We start from the raw sequence: 23,787 nt of genomic DNA, 5'->3' as shown, positions 1-23,787 counted from the left end.
ATCTGACGGGCTCTGCCGGGCCTCGTCGGCCGGAGCGCTCGCGAGGCGTGATGTCGCGGCAGTTTTCCGCGCTTCCTGCCCGCATTCGCGCCCCCGGGACCGGGCTCGTCCGGCAGGATGCGGTCATGCCCCCCGCGCCTGGCCCGAGGCCGTTCTCGCCACGGCCCTCGCCCATCTCCACCACCGACGTGGCACGCGCCGGTCTCCGGCTCGGCTTCCCGACCGTGCTGGGCGGGGAGACGTGGTGGGAGGAGGACCGCCCCATGGAGGGCGGTCGCCGTACGGTCGTCCATGCGGCCGCCGACGGCTCCCTGACCGACCTGCTTCCCGCGCCCTGGGACGCCCGTACGCGCGTCCACGAGTACGGCGGGCGGTCCTACGCCGTCGTGCCCGGCCACGGCGTCGTCTTCGCGCACCACCCCGATCAGCGGCTCTATCTCGCCCGGCCGCACGCGGGCGGCGAGCCCGGCCCGGGCGCGGAGCCGCCCCGCCCGGTCACGCCGGAGCCCGAGGAGCCGGGCGCGCTGCGCTATGGCGACCTGCGGGTCCAGGACGGCCCCGCGGGCCCGCTCGTATGGTGCGTCAGGGAACGCCACCACCAGGACGGCAAGGTCACCCGTTCGATCGTGTCCGTGGCGCTGACCGGGGACCACGAGATCGCCGAGCCGGTGACCGGCAGCGACTTCTACGCCTCGCCCACACCGTCCCCTGACGGCCGGCACCTCGCCTACATCTGCTGGAACCACCCGCACATGCCCTGGACCGGGACCGAGTTGCGGGTCACGCGGCTGTCCGACGGCGCCACGTGGACGGTGCTGGGCGGGCCGGCCGAGTCGGTCCTCGCGCCTGCGTGGTGCGACGCGCGGCGCCTGTACGCCGTTTCGGACCGGTCCGGCTGGTGGAACCTCTACCGAGCGGATGTGTCCGGGGCGTCGTGCGAGGCCCTGTGCCCGGCCGAGGAGGAGTTCGCCGGGCCGCTGTGGCAGCTCGGCGGCCTGCCGTACGCCGTGCTGGCCGACGGACGGCTCGCCGTCCTGCACGGGCGCGGCGACCTGCGCCTGGGCGTCCTCGCCCCGGACACGGGCGGGCTGAGCGACCTCGATGTCCCGTTCCGGGGATGGTCGCCCGTGCTGGACACCGACGGCGACGTGCTCGCGGGCATCGGCTACGGGCCGGACACGCCGCGCTCGGTCGTCCGGATCGCGGCCGCCACCGGCAGCGCCGAGCAGTTGCGGCGGGAGGTCGACGAGCTCCCCGAAGCCGCCGTCCTCCCGCGGTCCCACGCCGTGGAGTTCGAGGCCGGGCAGGGCGGCCGGGTCCACGCGTACCTGTATCCGCCGGGCCGGGATCCGCACGACCGGGCGGACGAGGGCGGCGCGCCGTACGTCGTCTTCGTGCACGGCGGGCCGACCGCCCACTCGACGAGCGAACTCAGCCTGGAGAAGGCGTTCTTCACCAGCCGCGGCATCGGCGTGCTCGACGTCAACTACGGGGGGTCCACCGGGTACGGCCGCGCCTACCGGGAGCGCCTGCGTGGCAAGTGGGGCGTCACCGACGTGGAGGACACCATCGCCGCGGCGAAGTGGCTGGTCGCCGAGGGGCTCGCCGACCCCGCCCGGATCGCCGTACGCGGGGCCAGCGCGGGCGGCTGGACGGTCATGGCCGCCTGCGGCGCGTCGGACGTCTTCGCGGGCGGCGTGTCGGTGGCGGGCGTCAGCGCGCTCGCGCCCCTCGTCGCGGTCACCCACGACTTCGAGTCGCGATACGTGGAATGGCTGGTCGGTCCCGAGGACCGGTACGAGGAGCGCGAGCCGCTGGCCCGGGCCGGCCGGGTGAACTGTCCCATGCTGCTCATGCAGGGACTTGCCGATCCGGTCGTGCCGCCGTCCCAGTCCCGGGCGTTCGCCGACCGCCTGACGGCGCGCGGCGTGCCCTGCACCTATCTGACGTTCGAGGGCGAGGCTCACGGGTTCCGGCGGCTGGAGACCAGGGCCGCGGCCCTCGCCGCCGAGCTGTCGTTCTACCTGCAGATCTTCCGATGAGTGGGACCGGTCACCCGTCCGTCTCGGCGAGGAGCGTGCGCATGCGGTCGATCTCGATGCGCTGATCCGCGTCGACATGGGTGACGAACTGGTTGATCTCTGACTCCTCGCCTCCCCCGTCGCCGAAGAGCCGCTCCGCCAGGCCGAGCGGTTCGCCGACGGGCCGCAGAAGAACGCCGCCGTGGCGCAGCTTCGGGCCGTCTCCCACCAGCTCGACACCTCCGTCGGCGCGCAGGCGACGCTGGCCGAGGCGCTCAACGACCTCGCCGACGGGCTCAGCCGAAAGACTTGACCGCCTGGCCAGGGGGCGGCCCACCGGGGCGTCCCCACATGACCGGGCCCCCGCCCAGCAGCGGGCGGGGGCCTTCTGCCTCGTCGGGCAGGTGACGCCGCCTCGGGCACCGGCGGGTGTCGTTCTCCCGCCCCGGCGGACCGATCAGGCGGGGGCTCGGCCAGCTGGAAGACATGTCGCCGAGGCACTGTCCACGACAGCTCACCGGGCCCAGCTCACCGGGCCCAGCTCACCGGACCCAGCTCACCGGGCCGGGGAGCGGAGCGAGGGCCGAAGGCCGCTTCCGGCGCGGCGACCGGCCCCGCCGAGGTTCATGGACACTTCACTAGCGGGCGAACTCGGTGGCGCGGGACTCGCGGACCACGGTGATCCGGATCTGGCCCGGGTAGGTCAGCTCCTCCTCGACCTGCTTGGCGACGTCCCTGGCGATGACCTGGGCCTGGATGTCGTCGACGTTGTCGGGCCGCACCATCACCCGGATCTCCCGGCCCGCCTGCATGGCGAAGACCTTGTCGACTCCCTCGTAGGACGAGGCGATCTCCTCCAGGCGCTCCAGCCGCTTGACGTACGCCTCCAGGGACTCCCGCCGGGCGCCCGGGCGGCTGCCGCTGATCGCGTCCGCGGCCTGGGTGAGGACCGCCTCGACGGTCCTGACCTCCACCTCGTTGTGGTGCGCCTCGATGGCGTGGACGACGTCCTCGTGCTCGCCGTACCGCCGGGCGATCTCCGCGCCGATCATCGCGTGGCTGCCCTCGACCTCGTGGGTGAGAGCCTTGCCGATGTCGTGCAGCAGCGCGCAGCGCTTGACGAGGTCACGGTCGAGTCGCAGCTCGGAAGCCATGATCCCGGCGATGTGCGCCGACTCGATCAGGTGCTTGAGCACGTTCTGGCCGTAGGAGGTGCGGTAGCGGAGCTGCCCCAGCAGGGTGATCAGCTCGGGGTGCATCTCGGTGATGCCCAGCTCGACCAGCGCGTCCTCTCCCGCCCGTACGCACAGGTCCCGCACTTCGGCCTTGCTGCGCTCGTACGCCTCCTCGATCCGCTGGGGGTGGATCCGGCCGTCGAGCACCAGCTTCTCCAGCGTCAGCCTGGCCGTCTCCCTGCGGACCGGGTCGAAGCACGACAGCAGCACCGCCTCCGGTGTGTCATCGATGATCAGATTGACTCCGGTGGTGGATTCGAAGGCCCTGATGTTGCGGCCCTCGCGGCCGATGATGCGACCCTTCATCTCGTCGCCGGGCAGATGGAGGACGCTCACCACCGACTCGGCCGTCTGCTCGGTGGCGACCCGCTGCACGGCCAGAGTCACGATCTTGCAGGCGCGTTTTTCGCCCTCCTTCCGGGCCTCGCTCTCGATCTCCCGGACGATCAGCGCGGCCTCGCGCTTGGCCTGGTTCTCGATCTCCTTGACCAGCTCCGTCTTCGCCTGCTCGGCCGTCAGGCCGGCGACTCGCTCCAGGATCTCCTTACGCCGCTCGGCCACCCGCTCGAGCTCCTCGCGACGGTCGGCCAGCTCGGTCTCGGTCTCGGCCAGCTTGCGGGCCCGCTCGGTCTGCCTGCGCGCCTCCTCGTCGAGCCGCTGCTCACGCTCAGCCAGCCGGTTCTCCCGCCGTTCGAGGTCGGAACGCAGCTCCTTGAGCTCCGTCTTGAGGAGGCGCGCCTCCTCCTCGACCTCCTTGCGCATCAGCGCGGCGCTGTCGGCCAGTGTCTCGGACTTCCTGAGAATCTCCCCCGCGTCACGCTCCGCCTTCGTGCGGATCTCTTCGGCCTCACGTCTGGCTCGTTCGAGTTCCTCGTTGACCTCGGTCTTCACCTCGGCGAGCTGCTCGGGCGAGGGGCCGGGCGGAGTGACGACACCGCCGGTGCGGCGCATGACTATGACGAGGGCGGCGATCATCACGAGAGCCAGCAGCACCACCGCAACCGCAAGAACGATCACGATCGTGTCCATGCGCGCTCACCCCTCACGACAACTTGTGGCAGGGGTCACACGCGCAGCACGGCAGGGCCCGGTGGCGTCACCAGGACAAATATCGTCGCAATGCCCGACGCCCCGAAGGGCGACCGATATGGCCCGGAGGCCGGTCAATGTCTCTCGTCCGTCGTGGTACACCGTTATGGCAATCCGCGCTGCGCGGAGTAACTCCTCACTGCGGTCGAGATTAAGCGTCAGAGAGGTAACGAGCAAGCAAAGATGCCCTGTCAAGTGACTTTGGCATGGTGCTATGGCTCACTCGAAAGTATCCGGAAGCCCATCTGCAGGGCTGCCTTCAGCCTCGATCGCCTCTCGGACCACGCGGAAGGCCAGGCCCGGCGAGTAGCCCTTGCGGGCCAGCATGCCGACCAATCTTCGCATGCGCGCCCGCGGCTCCACCCCGCGGGTGGCGGCCAGCTTCCGCTCCACGAGTGTGCGCGCGGTCTCGGCCTCCTCGTCCGGATCGAGCCGCCCGACGGCGTCCTTGACCGTCTCCTCGGCGACCCCACGCTGCCGCAGTTCCTGGGCGAGCGCACGGCGGGCGAGCCCGCGACCGGCGTGCCGGGAGCTCACCCACGCGGCGGCGAACGCCTCGTCGTCGATGAGCCCGACCTCGGAGAACCGCTCCAGCACGGCGTTCGCCGCCTCGTCGGGGACGTCCCGCTTGCGCAACGCGTCCGCGAGCTGGGCCCGGGTCTTGGGCGCCATCGTCAGCAGCCGCAGGCAGATGGCCCTGGCCACCGCCTCGGGATCGGCCGGCGGCCCCTCGCTCGCCGCGCTCCCCTCCTGCGGCCCGTCGGGCGGCCATCCACCGGACCGCTCACGCTTTCGCCGGCGTCTCGGCGCTCCCCGTTCTTTCAGGCCCGCCTGTTCTCCGAGCGCGCCGTGTTCACCCAGCGCGTGGTGTTCTGCAGGCGCGTGGTGTTCTCCCAGCGGGCCGTGTTCGCCGAGCTCGTGATGTTCTCCCGGCGCACCGTGTTCTGCAGGCGCGGGGTGTTCTCCCAGCGGGCCGTGTTCTCCCGGCGCTGCCTGTTCCCTCAGACCTGCCCGGCCTCCCCGCCGGCTGCCACGTCCCTGACGCCGGCGGCCGGCCCGGCCGGCCGCCTGTCCCGCCTCCGTGGCCTCCGCCCGGCCGAACGCTGCCCGACCGATGCCCACCTGACCGAGTTCCGCCCGCCGGATCTCCTCACGCAGGGCGGCGATCGTCGCGGACGCGTCCGCAGAACCGGGCGAATCATCCGCAGGCCCCCAGGGCCCGGAGTTCCAGTCCCCCGGCCCGATCTCGTGGTCCGGGCCGGGGAGCTCGTCGCGCCTCATGTCTGCGCTCAGACGTCACCCGGCTTGGGCGCGCTGGCCGCCTTGCTGCCCCGGCCGGACGCAGAAGCGGGGGCCCGGCCGGACGCGGGAGCGGGCGGTGCCGCCGGAGCGGCGGCGGGCTCGCTCGGCGCGTCGATCCGCGGCCCGACGCCGAGCTTCTCCTTGATCTTCTTCTCGATCTCGTTGGCGATGTCGGGGTTGTTCTTCAGGAAGTTGCGGGCGTTCTCCTTGCCCTGCCCGAGCTGGTCGCCCTCGTACGTGTACCAGGCGCCGGCCTTGCGCACGAACCCGTGCTCGACGCCCATGTCGATCAGCCCGCCCTCGCGGGAGATGCCCATGCCATAGAGGATGTCGAAGTCGGCCTGGCGGAAGGGCGGGGCCATCTTGTTCTTGACGACCTTCACCCGGGTCCGGTTGCCGACCGGCTCGGTGCCGTCCTTGAGCGTCTCGATCCGGCGCACGTCGAGCCGCACCGAGGCGTAGAACTTCAGCGCCTTGCCACCCGTGGTGGTCTCGGGGCTTCCGAACATGACGCCGATCTTCTCGCGGAGCTGGTTGATGAAGATGGCGGTCGTCCGGGTCTGGTTCAAGGCGCCGGCGACCTTGCGCAGGGCCTGCGACATGAGGCGGGCCTGGAGACCGACGTGACTGTCGCCCATCTCGCCCTCGATCTCGGCCTTCGGCACGAGGGCCGCCACGGAGTCGATCACGATGATGTCGACGGCGCCGGAGCGGATCAGCATGTCCGCGATCTCGAGCGCCTGCTCACCGGTGTCCGGCTGGGAGACGAGCAACGCGTCGACGTCGACGCCCAGCTTCTTGGCGTACTCGGGGTCGAGGGCGTGCTCGGCGTCGATGAACGCGGCGATGCCGCCGCCCTTCTGTGCGTTGGCCACGGCGTGCAGGGCGACCGTCGTCTTACCGGAGGACTCGGGGCCGTACACCTCGACGATCCGGCCGCGGGGGAAGCCGCCGATGCCGAGGGCGACGTCGAGAGCGATGGAACCGGTGGGGATGACCTCGATCGGGGCACGCGCGTCGTCTCCGAGACGCATGACGCTGCCCTTGCCGAACTGCCGCTCGATTTGCGCGAGGGCGGTCTCAAGGGCCTTCTCGCGGTCGTTGATTGCCATTGGGTGCCCCCTGGAGGGTGGTCGTCTGCTCGGTCACCGAAAAGCTACGGGGTGCCACCGACATTTTCCGGAGCTTCCCGCACACCGCCGGGAAGGCGGGCCGGGAACCTGTCGCGCCCCGGTGACCTGATGGCGCGCACCCCGGCGGCGACTCATCCAATATAGCCGAACGACTGTTCGATCACGTGCCGGAGCCGCCACCGCGCACGACAGACGAACGGCATCCCAACCGCGCCGTTACATTCCCGGGCGTTACTCTGCCATGGTTGCCAGCGCGATGACCTGCGACGATCCTTGTAGCAAAGCTGGATCTCCCGCTGGAGGGCCATGTGACGGGCACCGGCGACTACAGCGGACAGCGCCTGGCCCGCCTTGAGGCGCTCGCGGCGCGGCTCGCCGAGCACGGCCTCGCCGCACGCCTGCTCGGAGCGGACGATCCCGTTCTGTCCGTCTGGCATCCGGGCACCGGCAGGCAGACGATCGTCTTCGCCTCACCCGCGAGGGAGGGATGGATGTTCCTGTGGGCGCCGGGCGGCCAGGAGAGCGCCGACGACCCCGGCCGTGCGGCCGAACTGATCAGCCGGACGCTCTCCCCGCCCCCCTGATTCTCCCGGTGACGCCCCCGGCCGTCAGCGGACGACTTCGCCAGTTTGACCCGGACGCCGGTGCGGAGCACCGCCCGCCGATAGACGCGGGCCGCACCCAGCAGGGCGGCGGCCACGGCTGATCATGAGCACCCCGGCGATGAGGATCTCCCCCAGCGGCACGTCGGCGACCGCCGTACGCACGGGCATGACCATGGAGGAGAACGGCGGCACGGGCGACAGCACGCGCGCGAAGGTGCCGGTGGGCTGGACGGCGGCTGATGCGCGTGCGGATCTCCCGCTGGGTTACGGGTCGTCGACGACGGCTGGGGAAAGATGCCGCGAAGGAGAGGCTGCGACGCGAGCTGGGACGCCTCGGCATCGGGCGGTGCGCCGCCGACAGGCGAGTTCGCGATGCGGATGCGGACGGAGAGACCTCGGTGTGGCGAGGGTGCCGAAGGACACACGGGCGGGGTGCGGGCACGATTCGGGACCCGTCCGGGCCCTGCGGTGTCGCGTCAGCGCAGTCTGGGGTCCACGTCGACCTCCTGGCAGACGGCCTGCCACACCTGCTTGGCCGCCACGCCCTCGGCGAGGGCCTGCTCGACCGTGCGCCCGCCGAGCCCGGAGATCACGTAATCCTTCGCCCACGACTCCGCGTACGCCTCGCCGAAGTGGCGGCGCATCCTGTTCCAGAAGTCTGTGAGGCGCATGGGTTCAGTATGGACCCGCGGCCGGGATGAGCTCTCCCGGCCGCGGCGCCGCGATCGCCGCCCGTCGGGCGGCCGTCCGGCGTTGGAGCCGCGTGGGCGCCGAACTCACTCCGGCGTCCTCATGCCGGGGAGCCGGTCACATGACGCGGCTGCCGTACATCTCTCCCAGCGGGTCGGCGAGGAGCTCCAGGCGGGCGCCGTCCGGGTCCTGGAAGTAGATCGAACTGCCGCTCTCCTCCTGGTACGGCACGCCGGCCGCGTCGAGCTTGCTGCGCAGGCGCTCCCACGTCGCCCGGTCCACGGAGATCGCGATGTGGTGGAGCCCGCCGAGGACCTCCTTGTACGGCTCCAGATCGAGACCCGGCAGGTCGAAGAACGCCAGCAGGTTCCCGTTGCCGATGTCGAAGAAGAAGTGGTTGGACCCGCGGTAGTCGCGGTTCTCGAAGATCTCGGTGAGCGGGAACTCGAGGAGGTCGTGATAGAAGCGGATCGTCCGCTCGACGTCTGACGAGATCAGTGCGAAGTGGTGCAGGCCCCTCGCGCTGCTTGCGGCACGGCGCTCGCTCAGGTAGCGCTCGCGGATCCGCGAGCGCTCCGCCTCGATGGCCGCGTAGTCGATTTTCATACTGAGGAAGATTGTCCCGAGCGAGGCATGTCATGCCATCCGGGGGTCAGGAGAGCAGCCATCTTCGCCAGCCGATCCATTCCGCGCGCTCGGCCCGCAGCGCCTCGTAGCGGGTTTGGCGGAACTGACGGGACTGACGGGCCTGACGGGCGAGGTCCTGCCGGTCGGTGCGGCTTCTCCTGCCGTACATGTCGTGATCCCTCCATCGGAGAGTTGTGGTCGCGTCGAACGGGGATCAGCCTGCCGGGACCGGCTTGCCCCACACTTGCTTCTCACCTGGCGGGACGGCGACGCGGCGTTTTCTGTCGGTGGCGCGATGCATGATGGGCAGGTGGGTTCGCTCGACGGCTTCAGCCCGGTGACCAGGGAATGGTTCACCGGCGCCTTCGCGACGCCGACGGCCGCGCAGGAGGGCGCCTGGTCGTCGATCGCCAGAGGCGAGAACACGCTCGTGGTCGCTCCGACCGGGTCCGGCAAGACCCTCGCGGCCTTCCTGTGGGCGATCGACCGCCTCGCCGTCGAGCACACGGCGGGCCCGGCCTCGCGGGCGGATGCGGCGGCGGGCCGGGAGCACCACGGCGGGTCCATGCCGGGTCGGCCCGGCGAGGGGCCCGGCGGGTCCGAGGCGGGGCGGCCCGGCGGACGACGCGGCGCGCGGCGCGGCCGGAAGGAGGACGGGGAGCCGCCCCGGCCGTGCCGGGTCGTGTACGTCTCTCCCCTGAAGGCCCTGGCGGTGGACGTCGAGCGAAACCTGCGGGCCCCGCTGACGGGCGTCCGGCAGACGGCGCTGCGGATGGGCCTGCCCGCCCCCGACATCTCGGTGGCGATCCGCTCAGGGGACACCGCGGCCGAGGAGCGGCGCCGTTTCGCCGCCCGGCCCTCCGACATCCTGATCACGACGCCCGAGTCTCTGTTCCTGATCCTCACCTCGCAGGCGCGCGAGGCGCTGCGGGGCGTCCAGACCGTGATCGTCGACGAGGTGCACGCCGTCGCGGGGACCAAACGCGGGGCGCACCTCGCGCTGACGCTGGAGCGGCTCGACGCGCTGCTGCCCGCTCCGGCCCAGCGCATCGGACTGTCGGCGACCGTGCGGCCGGTGCGGGAGGTGGCGACGTTCCTCGGCGGGTCCCGCCCGGCCACGGTCGTGCAGCCGCCCTCCGAGAAGGTCATCGAGGTCGACGTCGTGGTCCCGGTTGAGGACATGACAGAGCTGGCGCCGGCGCCGCCCGGCGCGGACGGCGAATCGCCGGAGCACCGCAGGAGCATCTGGCCGCATGTCGAGGAGCATCTCCTCGACCTGGTCGAGGCCCACCGGTCCACGATCGTCTTCGCCAACTCCCGGCGCCTGTCTGAGCGCCTGTGCACCCGGCTCAACGAGCTCGCCTGGGAACGGCGGGCCGCGCCCGCGCCGGGAGAAGGTATGGAGCCGGAGGATCCGGACCGCTGGTCCGAGGCGGGCCCGCCCGCCATGCCGTCGGAGTACATGGCCCAGGCGGGGGCCTCGGCGGGCGCGCTCCCCGAGGTGGTGCGGGCGCATCACGGCTCCGTCTCCAAGGAGGAGCGGTCCCAGATCGAGGAGGCGCTGAAGTCGGGCCGTCTGCCCGCGGTGGTCGCCACCTCGAGCCTGGAGCTGGGCATCGACATGGGCTCGGTCGACCTGGTGGCCTGTGTCGAGGCGCCGCCCAGCGTGGCGAGCGGGCTGCAGCGCATCGGCCGCGCCGGGCACCAGGTCGGTGCCGTGTCCCGAGGCGTGATCTTTCCCAAGTATCGGGGCGACCTGGTTCAGACGGCCGTCGTGGCGGAGCGCATGCGGACGGGGCAGATCGAGGAGATTCGCTATCCGCGCAATCCCCTCGACGTGCTGGCCCAGCAGATCGTCGCGATGACCTCGCTCGACGAGTGGACGGTCGACGCGCTGGAGGCGGTGGTGCGCCGGGCCGCGCCGTACGCCACGCTGCCGCGCAGTGCGCTGGAGGCGACGCTCGACATGCTCGCCGGCCGCTACCCGAGCGAGGAGTTCGCAGAGCTGCGCCCGCGCATCGTGTGGGACCGGGTGACGGGCACCCTCCAGGGCCGTCCCGGGGCCCAGCGCCTGGCGGTGACGAACGGGGGCACGATCCCCGATCGCGGGCTGTTCGGCGTGTTCCTGGTGGGCGACAAGGCGTCGCGGGTGGGCGAGCTCGACGAGGAGATGGTCTATGAGTCCCGCGTCGGCGACGTGTTCGTGCTGGGCGCGACCTCGTGGCGGATCGAGGACATCACCGCCGACCGGGTCCTGGTCTCCCCCGCCCCCGGCCAGCCGGGCAAGCTGCCGTTCTGGCACGGGGACGCGCCGGGGCGGCCCGCCGAGCTGGGCCGGGCGATCGGCGCGTTCCTCCGCGAGCTGTCGGCCGCCGGGACGGGCGGCCGGGGCGACGCGGCGGCGGCGCGCGAGCGGGTCCGCGCGGCGGGCCTCGACGAGTACGCCGCGGGCAACCTGCTCGCCTACCTGACCGAGCAGCGGGAGACGACGGGCTATGTGCCCGACGACCGCACGCTCGTGATCGAGCGGTTCCGCGACGAGCTGGGCGACTGGCGCGTGGTGATCCACTCCCCCTTCGGCGCGCGGGTCCACGCCCCCTGGGCGCTCGCCATCGGGCGGCGGCTGCGCGAGCGGTACGGCGTCGACGTCCAGGCCGTCCACTCCGACGACGGCATCGTGTTGCGCGTGCCCGACACCTTCGAGGAGCCGCCGACCGACGTCGCGGTGTTCGACGCCGAGGAGATCGAGCAGATCGTCGTCGAGGAGCTGGGCGGGTCGGCCCTTTTCGCCTCCCGGTTCCGGGAGTGCGCCGGACGCGCCCTCCTGCTGCCCCGCCGCTCCCCCGGCAGGCGCAGCCCCTTGTGGCAGCAGCGCCAGCGGGCGGCCCATCTGCTCGGGGTCGCGAGCAAGTACGCCGGGTTCCCGGTGGTGCTGGAGACGATGCGCGAGTGCCTGCAGGACGTCTTCGACGTGCCGGGCCTCGTGGAGCTCATGCGAGACGTGGCCGCCCGCCGGGTGCGGGTGGTGGAGGTGGAGACCTCCCAGGCGTCTCCGTTCGCGGCGTCGCTGCTGTTCAACTACATCGGCGCGTTCATGTACGAGGGTGACGCGCCGCTCGCCGAGCGGCGGGCGCAGGCGCTCGCCCTCGACACCGCGCTTCTCGCCGAGCTCATGGGGCAGGCCGACCTGCGGGAGCTGCTCGACCCGGACGTCGTCGCCGAGACCGAGCGGGAGCTGGCGCGGCTGGACAGGCCACTGCGGGATGCCGAGGACCTCGCCGACCTGCTGCGCTCGCACGGCCCGCTGCTCGCGGAGGACGTCTCGATCCGCGAGGGCGACCCCGCCTGGCTCGCCGATCTGGAGCGGGCGCGCCGGGCCATCCGGGTACGTGTGGCGGGCCACGAGCAGTGGGCCGCCGTCGAGGACGCCTGGCGCCTGCGTGACGCGCTCGGGGTGCCGTTGCCGGTGGGCGTTCCGCACGAGTTCCTCGAAGCGCCCCTCGCCGGTGGGCCCGGCGGGCCGGGCCGCGGCCACGCCGCTTCCGATCCCCTCGGCGACCTGGTCGCGCGCCACGCCCGCACCCGCGGCCCGTTCTCCTCCGGCACGGCCGCCGCCCGCTTCGGTGTGGGCGTCGCGGTGGTGGACGAGGCCCTGCGCCGTCTCGCCGCGGCGGGGCGGGTGGTCTCGGGTGAGTTCCGCCCCGGTGGCCGGGGCGAGGAGTGGTGTGACGCCGGGGTGCTGCGGTTGCTGCGGCGCCGGTCGCTGGCGCGGCTCCGCAAGGAAGTGGAACCGGTCCCTCCGGAGACGCTGGCGGCGTTCCTGCCCGCATGGCACGGCATCGTCCCGCAGACCGTCACGCCGACCGGCGGCCGCGCGGCCGGAAACGACGGCGGGTGGGCCGGTGGCGAGCAGGGGGGCGCCGGCCGGATCGACGGCGGGGCCGCATACCCGGGGGCAGGCGTGCAGGCGGGCCGGCCGTGGCAGCAGCGCGGCGGGCGGCAGGACGAACCCGCACGGCATGAGGGCTGGCACGCAGGTCCAGCGAGGCAGGAGGGCCACGGCTCGGCGCGGGCGATGGACGCCCTGATCACGGCGATCGAGCGGTTGCAGGGGGCGGCCGTCCCCGCCTCCGCGCTGGAGTCGCTGGTGCTGCCCGCGCGGGTGCCCGGATACTCCCCCGCTCTGCTCGACGAGCTGACCTCGTCCGGAGAGGTCGTCTGGGTGGGCCAGGGCTCCCTGCCCGGCGGCGACGGGTGGGTCGGTCTCTATTTCGCCGACACCGCGCCCCTGCTGCTCCCCACGCCGGCCGAGATCACCATGACGCCGCTGCACGAGCAGATCCTGGAGATCCTGAGCGGGGGCGGAGCACTGTTCTTCCGTGAGCTGTCCAACCGGGTCGCGACCGCGGCGCTCGGCGACGGCGCCCCTCCTCCGCCCGGTCCGGACGCCGCCTCGGCCCGCCGGGCCAGAATCCTCGGCCGCGTCACCGGCACCGAGGCGACCGGGATCGAACCGGGAGCGTTCACACGACAGGGTGCGACGGGTCCGCACGCGGCGGGCGTGGCGCGCGCGAGCGCGGTGCCGGACGACACGACACTCGCGGCGGCGCTGTGGGACCTCGTCTGGGCGGGCCGGGTCACCGGCGACACGCTCGCCCCGCTCCGTTCGGCGCTGGGCACCGGGCGGCCGGCCCACCGGCCGGCGGCGACCAGACGCCGCCGCGCGGTGCTGCCGACGAGAAGCGGCCCGCCGACCGTGAGCGGCCGATGGTGGCTGCTGCCTTCGCCGTCGGCCGACGCCACTCAGCGGGCGCACGCGCAGGCCGAAGTCCTGCTGGAACGACACGGCGTGCTGACCAGGGGCGGCATCACCGCCGAACGCCTGCCCGGCGGGTTCTCCGCCGTCTATCAGGTGCTGCGCGCCTTCGAGGAGAGCGGCCGGTGCCGCCGCGGCTACTTCGTGGAGGGTCTGGGCGGCGCCCAGTTCGCGCTGCCTGGCGCGGTCGACCGTATGCGTGCGATGTCCTCCACACGCCCCGCTCCGGTCGAGGACCTGTGGACCATCCCCGCCCCGCCGCCGCCCCGCCGTGCGGTCGTGCTCGCGGCGACCGACCCGGCCAATCCGTACGGCGCGGCCCTGCCGTGGCCGGACCGCGCGGACGACGTGACCCACAAGCCGGGCCGCAAGGCCGGCGCGCTGGTGGTGCTGGTGGAAGGCGCGCTGATCCTCTACGTCGAGCGCGGCGGGAAGACCCTGCTCTCGTTCGGGCCCGAGGAGGACCTGCGGCCCGCCGTGCAGGCCCTGGCCGTCGCGGTGAAGCGGGGGGCGCTGGGCAAGCTGACCGTCGAGCGGGCCGACGGCGCCGCCATCGGCGATTCCCCGCTCGCGGCGGCGCTCGAAGCCGCGGGCTTCCACCCCACCCCCCGCGGCCTGCGCATCCGCGCCTGACTCGGTCGCGTTCAGCGGGCGGAGCCGCGGCCTCACCCACGCGCACGCCGGTCACGCGCACCTCATTCACCCACGCGCGCGCCGGTCACGCGCACCCCGGTCACCCACGCGCACGCCGGTCACTCACGCACGGCGTCCCGCGCGCTCGGCAGGGCTTGCACCTCGGCTCCTGCAGCGGCACGCTCCCCCTGCCGCGCCGGGCCGGTCTGGGCGTGGAGAGCGTCAGAGCGCCGGCCGACGTCTGACAAGCGCCGGGGCTCCACCGTCAGTACGACTTTTCCCCGGACAAGACCGCGCTCCGCTTCCCGATGCAGGTCCGCCAGGGACTCCAGCGGGCGAACGACCGCCTCGACGTCCACCAGGCCCTTGTCGATCAGCGCCACGAGCTCGGTCAGCTGCCCCGGGTCGTTGCGGGCCACGAACCGGACGGCGTGCGGATGCACGATCGGCTGGGTGATCGAGACGAATTCCTCGGCCAGCTCCGTCACCGAGGCGGGCAGGTCGGGCACCAGGTTGATCAGCACGTCGTTGCCGCCCGGCAGGGCGTCGGTGGTGTAGTCGACGACCTCGTCGGCGCCCAGCGCCCGCACGGCGGCGGCGCTGCGCGGGCCGGCCGTCGCCACCACATGCGCGCCCGCGAGCTTGGCCAGCTGCACGGCGAACAGCAGGTCGCCATAGGCGGCCTCGTGCTCGGCGCGCGATGGCGAGGTGAGTGCAGCGGTCGCGTGGAGAGCCGGGCATGACGGTCGGCATATCGTCAGACTGTGTCCGAGAAGACCTCTTCACGCGCTCGGTCCAGTGCCGCGACGATCGCACCCATGAGAACGGGATTGCCCTTCACGGCGGTCGCCACCACTGTGGGGCGGCTCGGGCACACCCGGGCCACCGCCTCCTCGACACGCCCCGCGAGGTGAGCGCCGCCGGCCCTGCCCACGTCACCGCCGAGCACGACGAGTCCCGGGTCGAGAACCACGGAGACCGCCGCGACCCCTACCGCGAGCCGCCCGGCCAGGTCCTCGACGAAGGCCTCGTTGCCCGCGTCGATGGCCGTACGGACGAGGCCGGCCACCCCGGCGTCCCGGACGTTTCCGGCGGCGACGCCGTGCACGCGGGCCAGATTTCGCAGCGCCTCTCCTCCGACGAGGCGCTGGAAGGAACCGGTCTGCGGCGCCGTGACCGCGCTGGGCAGCGGCTCCCCGGGGACCGGCAGCCAGCCGATCTCGCCCGCGCCGCCGGTGATGCCGCGATGCAGGCGCCCGCCGAGCATGACACCGAGGCCCTGTCCGACGCCCGTCCAGAGAATCACGAAGTCGTCGGCGCCCCGCGCGGCGCCGTACGTCCTCTCGGCGAGGGCCGCCAGGTTGACGTCGTTCTCGATGATGACGCTCTCGCCGAGCAGGGTGCGCAGCCCGGCCAGGATGCCGACATGCCAGGCGGGCAGGTCGACGGAGTAGCGCATGTCACCGGTGAGCGGGTCGACGACCCCGCGCGTGCCGATGACGAAGCAGCGCAGCCGGGCGAGTTCGATCCCTGCCGTCCCGCATGCCCGCTGCACGGCCTCGTGGACGATGCGCACGGGGTCGCGGGCCCCGCTCGGGTCCACGGTCACCTGGGCGACGACCGTGCCGGTGATGTCGGCGACCGCGGCCGTGACGCTGTCCGGCAGCACCTCCAGCCCCGCGACGTACGCGCTGGAGGGGTTGACCCCGTACAGCGCGGCGTTGGGGCCGCGTCCGCCGGGGCGTTCCCCCGCGGCCGTGACCAGCCCGCGTGTCTCCAGACGGGCCAGGAGCTGGCCGGATGTGACCTTGGACAGCCCGGTAAGCTCTCCCAACTCAGCCCTGGTCAGCGGGCCTCTGGAGATGAGGAGTTCCAATGCCGCGCGGTCGTTGATCTGCCGAAGCAGCCGAGGCGTACCCGGTTGTTGTGGCACCGGCTGGTTCCCCTCTCGTCACGATCCGCTAACACGGTCTTTTTTATAAGAAAGTTTCTTGTTAGTTTAGCGCCAGCCAGCCCGGAGGCAACCGATCAGGCCTCGGGACGCCAGAGCGCCGACCGAAAGGAGAGCGCCTTCCAGCAGGTGAGCGGCCCGCCGACACCCCCCACGAGGCGCACCCCCGACGCGAAGCCGGGAAGGGAGAGACCCATCGTGAAGATCGCGAAGATCGCGGTCGCGACCACCGCGACCGCTGCCCTGGCCCTGGGACTCGCCGCTTGCGGAAGCGACGACTCCGGTAGCACGACCACCCCGTCGTCCTCCGCCGCCGCGAGCGGTCCCAAGTTCGCCGGCCAGACTCTTACCGTGTGGCGACTCGGTGCCCCCACCGACGTCTTCACCAAATACATGGACGACCTGAACGCCGAGTTCAAGGAGAAGACGGGCGCCGAGGCCAAGGTCCAGTGGATCCCCTGGCCCGACGCCCAGAAGAAGTGGACCACCGCGCTCGCCGGCGGCGAGGGCCCGGACGTCACCGAGTTCGGCAACGACCAGGTCGCGGCCTGGGTGGCGCAGGACGCGCTCGCGGACATCACCGACGCCACCAAGAGCGACCCCGAGCTCCAGCAGATCCCGCAGAACCTGTGGAGCTACGAGACCATCGACGGCAAGGTCTACGCCGTGCCGTGGGGCGGCGGCACCCGCGCCGTGCTCTACCGCAAGGACTGGTTCGACAAGCTCGGCATCGAGGTCCCCAAGACCTGGGACGACCTGGTCGCCGCGGCCAAGAAGATCGTGGACAAGCAGGGCAAGGACGTCGACGGCTTCGCCTTCAACGGCGGCTCCGACGCGAACATGTCGCTGTCGCCGTTCGTCTGGTCGGCGGGCGGTGACTTCGCCAAGTTCGAGGGCGGCAAGTGGGTGGGTCAGCTCACCCAGCCGGGCTTCAAGGAGGGCTTCCAGTTCTACACGGACCTGGTCGCCAAGGACGGCGTGTCCGGCAAGGGCCGCCTGACCCAGAACTCCGTCGACATCGCCCAGCGCTTCGCCGCCGGCAAGGTCGGCATGTACGTCACCGGCGGGTGGGACATCGCCGCCATCAAGGAGCAGAGCAAGGGCAAGGTCGACGAGTCGAAGATGGGCTTCTTCTCGCTGCCCGCCAAGGACGGCTCCGGCCCGGCCCCGGCCTTCCAGGGCGGCAACGACATCGCCGTCTGGAAGGACACCAAGAACCCCGAGCTCGCCCTGGAGTACGTCAAGCTCGCCGCGGGCAAGGAGTTCGGCGTGCGGTACGCCAAGGAGGGCGGCCTGCTGCCGCTCTACCCCGACGCGCTCGCGGAGATGGGCGGCGACCCCGCCCAGAAGCCGTTCACGGACACCTTCAAGGTCGCCAAGGGCTTCCCGGCCAGCCCCAACTGGGCCGAGGCCAACGACACCAAGGCCGTGCTGCAGAACGCGGCACGCGAGGTGATCGAGGGCAAGAAGGGCGTCGACCAGGCTCTGACGGACGCGAACACCGAGCTTGAGACGATCCTCAACCAGTAGGGATCATGACTCAGACGTCAACCCTCGCCCGGGGCGGAGCCGACACCTCCGCCCCGTCGCGGCGCAGTCGCAAACGGGCGCGCGGATCGGGCCTGTCCCCCAAGGCCGTTCCGTACGTCCTGCTCCTGCCCGGTTTTCTGGTCATCGCGGTGCTGCTGCTCTACCCGATGTACCAGATGATCGAGATGTCCTTCCACAAGGTCGGGCTCCGGCAGATCAAGGCCGTCAATCCCGCGCCGGCCGACTTCGTCGGCGTGGACAACTACGAAAGCGTCCTCTCCTCGCCCCTGTTCTGGTCGTCACTGCGCAACACGGTGATCTTCGCGCTCGTCACCGTCACGCTGACGCTCGTCCTCGGCACATTGGTCGGCCTGCTGCTGAACCGGCTCGGCAGCAAGATGTCCACGTTCGTCATCGTCGGCATCATGGCCGCCTGGGCGACCCCGCCCACCGCGCAGGCCATCGTGTGGAAGTGGCTGTTCGACTCGGACGCCGGCGTCGTCAACTGGATGCTGAACCTGCTGCCCGACTGGCTGGCGAACCTGCTGTTCGGCCGTTCGGACTGGAGCGGGCAGCCCTGGTTCAACGACACCTCCACGCTCTACTTCGTGCTGGTCGTGGCCGTGGTGTGGGCGTCGTTCCCGTTCATCGCGGTGTCGGTGCTCGCCGGTCTGAAGAGCATCCCGTCGGAGCTGTACGAGGCGGCGAAGATGGACGGCTCGGGTGCGCTCACCACGTTCAGGAGGATCACCTTCCCGCTGCTCAAGCCGGTGTTCTCGGTGCTGGTCGTGCTGTCGATCATCTGGGACTTCAAGGTCTTCACCCAGCTCTACCTGCTGGCGGGCGGCACCACGAACCGGGACTCGTTCAACCTGTCGCTGTGGAGCTATGCCGAGGCGTTCGGCGGCAGCGCGCCGAAGCTGGGCCTCGGCGCCGCCATCGCGGTCGTGCTGACCGTGATCCTGCTGCTGATCACCCTCGTCTACGTCCGGCAGATCGTGAAGACGGAGGACGACATCCGATGAGCCCGCTGACCCGCAACAAGCCCGGCCGGGTCCCGCCCAACGCGCCCAGGGTCGTGGTGCTCCTCTTCGCGGTCCTCCCGGTTCGCTGGAGGATCACGCCCTTCAAGCCCTGGCTCGCCCGGGTCTCGCTGAACGCGGCCGGGGTCGCGGTGTTCCTCTTCGCGGTCTTCCCCGTCTACTGGATGGTCGCCACGGCCTTCAAGCCGAACGACCAGATCTTCACCACGAGCTTCATCCCGTTCCCCAGCCCGCCCTCGCTGGACCATGTCCAGCGGGTCTTCACCAAGGGCGTGGGCGAGCTCCCCATCTGGCAGTACCTGCTCAACAGCACGATCGTGGCGCTCAGCGCCGTCGTGATCGGCGCCGTCTTCGCGCTGCTCGCCGCGACCGCGGTGGCGCGGTTCCGCTTCCGCTTCCGCACCTCGTTCCTGATCCTGCTGCTGATCGTGCAGATGGTGCCGGCCGAGGCGCTGCTGATCCCGCTGTTCACCATGGTCAAGCGGATCGGCCTGTACGACCAGCTGCTCGGCCTGATCGTCATCAACGTCGGCCTGACGCTGCCGTTCTCCGTCTGGATGCTGCGCACGTTCGTCGCGGCCGTGCCCAGGGAGCTGGAGGAGGCGGCCTGGATCGACGGCGCGGGCCGGTTCACCACCTTTTGGCGGGTGCTGTTCCCGCTCGTCGCGCCCGGTCTCGTCGCGACCAGCATCTTCGCGTTCATCACCACCTGGAACGAGTTCGTGTTCGCCCTGACCCTCATCAACGACCAGGGCAAGTACACGATGCCGGTCGCTTTGAAGTTCTTCGTCGGTCAGCGCTCGACCGACTGGGGCGGCATCATGGCCGCCTCGACCCTGATGACCATCCCGGTCCTCATCTTCTTCCTGCTGGTCCAGCGGCGGATGGTCTCCGGCCTCGTCGCGGGCGCGGTCAAGGGATAACCCCGCCGCCAGCACCCCCCTCGTACGGCCGCCCGCGGCCACCGCCCCCGGTGGCCGTACGGGCCCTGCCCGCGCGCCCTCACCCCCACTGCACCCAAGGAGCCGAGACACCATGTCCGCCACCCGCGACCCCCTGGCGGGGGCCGCCGCCCCGTCCACGCGTACCGGCGACCCGGGCCTGAACCGGCTCGCCGCGGGAACACTGCTGATCTCGTTCAGGGGCACGACGGCGCCGGACTGGGTGCTACGCGGCCTGGAGGACGGTCTTGGCGGCGTCTGCCTGTTCGGGTCGAACATCGCCGGCGACGAGCAGGTGGCCGCGCTCATCGCCCGCCTGAATGAGGCGGGCCGCCCGGTCGTCTCCCTGGACGAGGAGGGCGGGGACGTCACCCGGCTGGCCTACCACACCGGGAGCGCCTACCCGGGCAACGCGGCGCTCGGCGCGGTGGACGACGTGGATCTGACCGAGCGGGTCTACCACGCGATGGCCGCCGACCTCGCGCGGTGCGGGGTGAACCTCGACATGGGCCCGGTGGCCGACGTGAACACCGCCGACGACAACCCGATCATCGGCACCCGGTCGTTCGGCTCGTCACCCGGCCTCGTGGCACGGCACACGGTCGCCGCCGTACGCGGCCTGCAGTCGGCGGGGATCGCCGCCTGCGTCAAGCACTTCCCCGGCCACGGCGCCACCCATCAGGATTCCCATCTCGAGATCCCGCTGGTGGACGCCTCTGTCGACCTGCTCAGGGAGCGCGAGCTGGTCCCCTTCCTCGCGGCGATCGAGGCCGGGGTGAAGTCGATCATGACGGCGCACGTGGCGGTTCCCGAGCTGACCGGTGACCTGCCCGCGACGCTCAGCGCGCAGGCGCTCACCCGGCTGCTGCGCCGGGAGCTGGGTTACGACGGCGTCGTGCTGACCGACGCGCTCGACATGCACGCAATCAGCGGGAGCGTGGGGCTCGCGGAGGGGGCGGTGCTGGCCCTGTCCGCGGGCGCCGACATGCTGTGCCTCGGGCCGCTGCCCACGCCGGAGGATGTCCGGCGCATGGTGGCCCACATAGTCGACGCCGTCGCCGAGGGCAGGCTGGCGGGTGAGCGGCTGGAGGAGGCCGCCGCCCGGGTGGAACGGCTGCGCGACTGGTTCGAGACCTCGCGCACGAAGGTGGCGCAGGACGACGTCATCGGTCTCGACGCCGCCCGCCGCGCCGTGTCGCTGACGGGCTCCACGGGCCCACTGGCCGATCCGTTCGTGGTCGAGATCGACACGCCGCCGACGATCGCGGTGGGCGAGGTGCCCTGGGGCGTCGCGCCGTGGCTGCCGCAGGCCGAGATCGTCCGGGTCACACCGGAGAATGCCGACGCCGGGGCGCTGCTCGGCCGGGCGGCCGGGGACCGCTCGCTGATCGTGGTCGTCAAGGACGCCCACCGGCACGCGGGCAGCCGGGACCTGATCTCCGCATTGCTCGCCGCCCGGCCGGACGCCGTCGTGATGGAGATGGGCCTGCCGATCTGGCGGCCCGGCGCCGGGGCCTACATCGCGACGTACGGCGCGGCCCGTGCCAACGCACAGGCGGCGGTGGAGCTGCTGTGCGGTGGTCCCTTGGCGGTCAGGTAGCCGTTGTCGGCGTCCATCAGGGGCGTTGTCCGGGACGTGTGCGGAACTCGCACGCGTCCCGGACGCTGGCACCGGGCGGGTCAGGTCCGGTTGAACAGACCGCCCAGAACTCACCCGCGGGGCCGGTGCTAGGTCAGCCGCAGCTGATCGCGGTGTACGTGGCGTCGTAGGACGTGGTGACCTGCTTGCCACCGATCGTCGCGGTCCCCGTAACCGTCACCGTGCCCGCGCCGATCTGCCCGGCCCGCGCGCTGAAGGACTGGTACGCCTGCTTGCCCGGAGCCACGTCGGCCACCGTCTTGGAACCATAGGGAGTCGACAGCGTCACGGTCACCGGCACATCGCCGTCGTTGACCGCCGTCACCGCGACGTACACCGACGTGCCCACGCAGCGGGACGAAGCGGTGACGGTCAGCGGGACCTTGTTGCGAAGCGCCGACATGTTGGCGTAGCTGATCCTGGCGTGCTCCAGCGACTGGCCGGGGTTGGCCGTGCCTCCGGGGGCGTTGTCGTTCTCGAACATCGGGTTGTAGCGGCCCCTCTTCGGGCCCTCGGAGAAGAACCCGTCGTAGTCGATGTCGCCGAGCCCGAACGCCGTCATGTCGTAGCCCTGGCTGGTCGCCGGGTCGTACTTCCCGTCCTTGGCGTGGAACAGCGGGAACCGCGCGTCCGCCCCCTGCACGACCCTCAGCGGGTTGAAGATGCCGGTCTGCGTCGACCCGTCGGGCGCGGTGAAGGTCTTGTACCTGTGCTGGGCCACGTACGCCCAGAAGATGTCCATCTCCAGGTGGACCAGCTGGGGGTCGGTGATCTGCAGGAAGTACTCGAGGCGGCGGATGCCGGAGGAGCGGGTGGGCCGGCCCTGCGCGTCGAGCGGGCCGCTGTCGAGCAGGAAGCTGTAGGCGACGTCGTGATTGTGCGTGTACAGCTTGAGGCCGGCGTCCTTGGCGAGGGCGCCGAGCTGGTGCCACTTGTCCGCCGCGACGTCCCAGTCGGCCTTGTAGGCGCTGCCCGTGGGGTCGTTGCCGGTGCCGACGTGTTCCATGCCGAGGATGTTGGCGATCTCCAGGTGAAGCTTGAAGCGGTCGATGTCGGCCTGGCTCAGCGGCCAGGAGCCGGGGATGAACCCGTGGTTGCCCTGGGCGCGCAGGCCGTTGTCGTCCAGCCAGCCGCGCAGCAGGCGGGCACCCGCCACGCTCTCCAGGTTCGCGCCGCCCTCGGCGTTCGCGTGCTGGCTGTAGCCGGCGAACTCGACCTGCGAGTAACCGATCTTGCCCAGCTCCTCGAAAGTGCGCCGGAAGCCGGCGGGCAGGCTCGGGTCCGCCAGCGGGTTACGCGAGATCACGTCGCGGACGGTGTAGAGGATGATGCCTCGCTTCGCCGCCGGAATCAGCGCGTACTGGTCACCCTTCATCTCGTCGCCCTCGCCGAGGCTCGCGTGGGCGGCTGAGGAGAACAGACCCGTCGCCGACAGGGCCGTCACCGCCGTCACACCCGTCGTGGCCGCGAGGAACTGGCGCCGGTTCAGCCCCAGCCCGCGGCGCAGCATCTGCCCGGTCTCGTTCTCTTCGTCGAACGCGCTCATCGTTGTGCGACTCCATGTCGTGCCAACTTCATATGCATGAAGAACCTTGATCCCCCGATGACGCGGCGAGCCTCTGATGCCTCCTCTTCCGCCCCACGCTTCACTGTTTGGGCAGCTTGATCAGGAAGCTACGTCACTTTGTGTGAACTGTGAAGAGTGTTCTGCCGAGATCCGCATAACTTTGTTTGGATGGAGATCAAAGTGGCGGCCGTACGTCGCCGGCAAGAGATAGCCGTTGCCGGCGTCGATCGCGGGTGGTCGTCCGGGACGCGTGCCGGACTCGCACGCCTCCCGGACGTTCGCAGCGGGCAACCGCGTCCCGCCTTCGGGTCAGGTCTGGTTGAACAGCGACAGGGTCAGGGTCGAGTGGTACTCGCCGGCGGCGACGTCGACCGGGGTGCGCAGGGCGAGGTCGGCGTTGACCTTCGAGGTGCCGATCTCGTCGGAGGAGTTGGCGGTCGACACCAGCAGCTCCTGGCCCTGCAGACCCACCTCGGGGGCTCCGGTGCCGTCGGAGATGACACTGGAGACCGGCTCACCGGCCGACACCGCCCCGGTGGAGGAGTCGCTCAGCAGACGCGGCTTCCATCCCAGGTACTGCGGGCCGATGGTCTTGGCCGGGTCGTCGGTCGCGACGAACTGGCTCGACTGGCCCACGACCGCCCAGAACTCACCGGCGGGGATGTCCTCGGGGTTGCGGGTGTCGGACACCGTCACCGTCGGCAGCGTGCCGGTGAACTGACGGGCGGCGGCATCCGAGCCGCTCTCCGTCAGGGACACCCCGTTGTTGTCGGCCACCGTCATCGACAGCTGACCGGGCGTGGTCGTGGGCTCGATCTTCACCGACACGTCGATGCCGCTGCCGGGGTTGTCGTCGGCCAGCGCCGGACTCGTCATGGATGCGCCGACGAGCGCGACACCGAGCACCGACGCGGCGAGCACCTGCGTGGTCCTGTTGATTCTCATGTGATCGCTCCAGTCATGGG

At 71.5% G+C, this 23,787-nt stretch carries 18 protein-coding genes; 7 read left to right on the top strand and 11 right to left on the bottom strand.

What is annotated here, in order from left to right:
• The first annotated feature begins 125 nt into the window (after positions 1–125).
• Positions 126–2,042, top strand: a complete 1,917-nt coding sequence (locus ACQPZZ_RS11985) for a S9 family peptidase (RefSeq protein ID WP_432931583.1) — start codon at positions 126–128, stop codon at positions 2,040–2,042.
• A 10-nt stretch (positions 2,043–2,052) separates the two neighbouring features.
• Here ACQPZZ_RS11985 and ACQPZZ_RS11980 read toward each other — a convergent pair whose 3' ends face one another.
• From ACQPZZ_RS11980 to recA, 4 genes are all read right to left on the bottom strand, one after another.
• Positions 2,053–2,358, bottom strand: a complete 306-nt coding sequence (locus ACQPZZ_RS11980; protein ID WP_432931581.1) for a hypothetical protein — start codon at positions 2,356–2,358, stop codon at positions 2,053–2,055.
• 301 nt (positions 2,359–2,659) lie between these two features.
• Entirely contained in the window at positions 2,660–4,285 is a 1,626-nt protein-coding gene (gene rny / locus ACQPZZ_RS11975) for a ribonuclease Y (protein ID WP_363646529.1), read from the bottom strand.
• A 279-nt stretch (positions 4,286–4,564) separates the two neighbouring features.
• The gene (gene recX / locus ACQPZZ_RS11970; protein ID WP_432931579.1) at positions 4,565–5,626 is read right to left on the bottom strand and encodes a recombination regulator RecX; all 1,062 of its coding nucleotides are present in this window, start codon (positions 5,624–5,626) and stop codon (positions 4,565–4,567) included.
• 8 nt (positions 5,627–5,634) lie between these two features.
• Positions 5,635–6,759, bottom strand: a complete 1,125-nt coding sequence (gene recA, locus ACQPZZ_RS11965; RefSeq protein ID WP_363646530.1) for a recombinase RecA — start codon at positions 6,757–6,759, stop codon at positions 5,635–5,637.
• A 329-nt stretch (positions 6,760–7,088) separates the two neighbouring features.
• Here recA and ACQPZZ_RS11960 point away from each other — a divergent pair, with 329 nt between their 5' ends.
• Positions 7,089–7,364 (top strand): hypothetical protein, encoded by a 276-nt coding sequence (locus tag ACQPZZ_RS11960; RefSeq protein ID WP_432931577.1) that lies wholly within the window; start codon positions 7,089–7,091, stop codon positions 7,362–7,364.
• 497 nt (positions 7,365–7,861) lie between these two features.
• Here ACQPZZ_RS11960 and ACQPZZ_RS11955 read toward each other — a convergent pair whose 3' ends face one another.
• The 3 genes from ACQPZZ_RS11955 to ACQPZZ_RS11945 form a co-directional block, all read right to left on the bottom strand.
• The gene (locus ACQPZZ_RS11955) at positions 7,862–8,056 is read right to left on the bottom strand and encodes a DUF3046 domain-containing protein (protein WP_357121265.1); all 195 of its coding nucleotides are present in this window, start codon (positions 8,054–8,056) and stop codon (positions 7,862–7,864) included.
• A gap of 136 nt (positions 8,057–8,192) precedes the next feature.
• Positions 8,193–8,681 (bottom strand): VOC family protein, encoded by a 489-nt coding sequence (locus tag ACQPZZ_RS11950; protein ID WP_432931575.1) that lies wholly within the window; start codon positions 8,679–8,681, stop codon positions 8,193–8,195.
• Positions 8,682–8,727: 46 nt separating this feature from the next.
• The gene (locus ACQPZZ_RS11945) at positions 8,728–8,871 is read right to left on the bottom strand and encodes a hypothetical protein (RefSeq protein ID WP_432931573.1); all 144 of its coding nucleotides are present in this window, start codon (positions 8,869–8,871) and stop codon (positions 8,728–8,730) included.
• Between the two features lie 126 nt (positions 8,872–8,997).
• On the opposite strand from ACQPZZ_RS11945, the gene ACQPZZ_RS11940 reads away from it, so the two are divergent.
• Positions 8,998–14,151, top strand: a complete 5,154-nt coding sequence (locus ACQPZZ_RS11940) for an Lhr family helicase (RefSeq protein ID WP_432931571.1) — start codon at positions 8,998–9,000, stop codon at positions 14,149–14,151.
• Between the two features lie 119 nt (positions 14,152–14,270).
• Here the strand turns inward: ACQPZZ_RS11940 and ACQPZZ_RS11935 are convergent, their stop codons facing one another.
• Both ACQPZZ_RS11935 and ACQPZZ_RS11930 read right to left on the bottom strand, forming a co-directional pair.
• Entirely contained in the window at positions 14,271–14,807 is a 537-nt protein-coding gene (locus tag ACQPZZ_RS11935; protein ID WP_432931569.1) for a zinc-binding dehydrogenase, read from the bottom strand.
• 101 nt (positions 14,808–14,908) lie between these two features.
• Positions 14,909–16,084, bottom strand: coding sequence for an ROK family transcriptional regulator (locus ACQPZZ_RS11930; RefSeq protein ID WP_432931567.1), 1,176 nt, complete (start codon positions 16,082–16,084; stop codon positions 14,909–14,911).
• A 216-nt stretch (positions 16,085–16,300) separates the two neighbouring features.
• Between ACQPZZ_RS11930 and ACQPZZ_RS11925 the strand changes: the two genes are divergently transcribed.
• The 4 genes from ACQPZZ_RS11925 to ACQPZZ_RS11910 all read left to right on the top strand — a co-directional run bounded on the left by ACQPZZ_RS11925 (position 16,301) and on the right by ACQPZZ_RS11910 (position 21,216).
• Complete coding sequence (locus tag ACQPZZ_RS11925; RefSeq protein WP_363646539.1) at positions 16,301–17,632, top strand: sugar ABC transporter substrate-binding protein; 1,332 nt, start codon at positions 16,301–16,303, stop codon at positions 17,630–17,632.
• A 5-nt stretch (positions 17,633–17,637) separates the two neighbouring features.
• Positions 17,638–18,657 carry a carbohydrate ABC transporter permease gene (locus tag ACQPZZ_RS11920; protein ID WP_432931565.1) on the top strand — a complete coding sequence of 340 codons (1,020 nt, stop codon included), beginning with the start codon at positions 17,638–17,640 and terminating at the stop codon, positions 18,655–18,657.
• Positions 18,654–19,598, top strand: coding sequence for a carbohydrate ABC transporter permease (locus ACQPZZ_RS11915; protein ID WP_363646541.1), 945 nt, complete (start codon positions 18,654–18,656; stop codon positions 19,596–19,598). Before ACQPZZ_RS11920 ends, ACQPZZ_RS11915 begins: the two co-directional genes overlap by 4 nt.
• A 112-nt stretch (positions 19,599–19,710) precedes the next feature.
• Positions 19,711–21,216 carry a glycoside hydrolase family 3 protein gene (locus tag ACQPZZ_RS11910; protein WP_432931563.1) on the top strand — a complete coding sequence of 502 codons (1,506 nt, stop codon included), beginning with the start codon at positions 19,711–19,713 and terminating at the stop codon, positions 21,214–21,216.
• A 133-nt stretch (positions 21,217–21,349) separates the two neighbouring features.
• Here ACQPZZ_RS11910 and ACQPZZ_RS11905 read toward each other — a convergent pair whose 3' ends face one another.
• Together ACQPZZ_RS11905 and ACQPZZ_RS11900 are read right to left on the bottom strand one after the other, a co-directional pair.
• Positions 21,350–22,801, bottom strand: a complete 1,452-nt coding sequence (locus ACQPZZ_RS11905) for a sugar phosphate isomerase/epimerase family protein (RefSeq protein ID WP_432931561.1) — start codon at positions 22,799–22,801, stop codon at positions 21,350–21,352.
• A 330-nt stretch (positions 22,802–23,131) separates the two neighbouring features.
• The gene (locus ACQPZZ_RS11900; protein ID WP_432931559.1) at positions 23,132–23,767 is read right to left on the bottom strand and encodes a hypothetical protein; all 636 of its coding nucleotides are present in this window, start codon (positions 23,765–23,767) and stop codon (positions 23,132–23,134) included.
• Positions 23,768–23,787 lie beyond the last annotated feature (20 nt).

Source organism: Microbispora sp. CA-135349 (assembly GCF_050947365.1).
Classification (GTDB): Bacteria; Actinomycetota; Actinomycetes; order Streptosporangiales; family Streptosporangiaceae; genus Microbispora.
Note: the sequence above shows the minus strand (reverse complement) of the source record. Positions and strands in the feature narration are given on the sequence as shown.

Coding starts and splice junctions, on each gene's coding strand:
- ACQPZZ_RS11985 (WP_432931583.1), top strand. CDS start 126: ATGCCCCCCGCGCCTGGCCCGAGGCCGTTCTCGCCACGGCCCTCGCCC.
- rny (WP_363646529.1), bottom strand. CDS start 4,285: ATGGACACGATCGTGATCGTTCTTGCGGTTGCGGTGGTGCTGCTGGCT.
- recX (WP_432931579.1), bottom strand. CDS start 5,626: ATGAGGCGCGACGAGCTCCCCGGCCCGGACCACGAGATCGGGCCGGGG.
- recA (WP_363646530.1), bottom strand. CDS start 6,759: ATGGCAATCAACGACCGCGAGAAGGCCCTTGAGACCGCCCTCGCGCAA.
- ACQPZZ_RS11955 (WP_357121265.1), bottom strand. CDS start 8,056: ATGCGCCTCACAGACTTCTGGAACAGGATGCGCCGCCACTTCGGCGAG.
- ACQPZZ_RS11950 (WP_432931575.1), bottom strand. CDS start 8,681: ATGAAAATCGACTACGCGGCCATCGAGGCGGAGCGCTCGCGGATCCGC.
- ACQPZZ_RS11945 (WP_432931573.1), bottom strand. CDS start 8,871: ATGTACGGCAGGAGAAGCCGCACCGACCGGCAGGACCTCGCCCGTCAG.
- ACQPZZ_RS11940 (WP_432931571.1), top strand. CDS start 8,998: ATGCATGATGGGCAGGTGGGTTCGCTCGACGGCTTCAGCCCGGTGACC.
- ACQPZZ_RS11920 (WP_432931565.1), top strand. CDS start 17,638: ATGACTCAGACGTCAACCCTCGCCCGGGGCGGAGCCGACACCTCCGCC.
- ACQPZZ_RS11915 (WP_363646541.1), top strand. CDS start 18,654: ATGAGCCCGCTGACCCGCAACAAGCCCGGCCGGGTCCCGCCCAACGCG.
- ACQPZZ_RS11910 (WP_432931563.1), top strand. CDS start 19,711: ATGTCCGCCACCCGCGACCCCCTGGCGGGGGCCGCCGCCCCGTCCACG.
- ACQPZZ_RS11905 (WP_432931561.1), bottom strand. CDS start 22,801: ATGAGCGCGTTCGACGAAGAGAACGAGACCGGGCAGATGCTGCGCCGC.
- ACQPZZ_RS11900 (WP_432931559.1), bottom strand. CDS start 23,767: ATGAGAATCAACAGGACCACGCAGGTGCTCGCCGCGTCGGTGCTCGGT.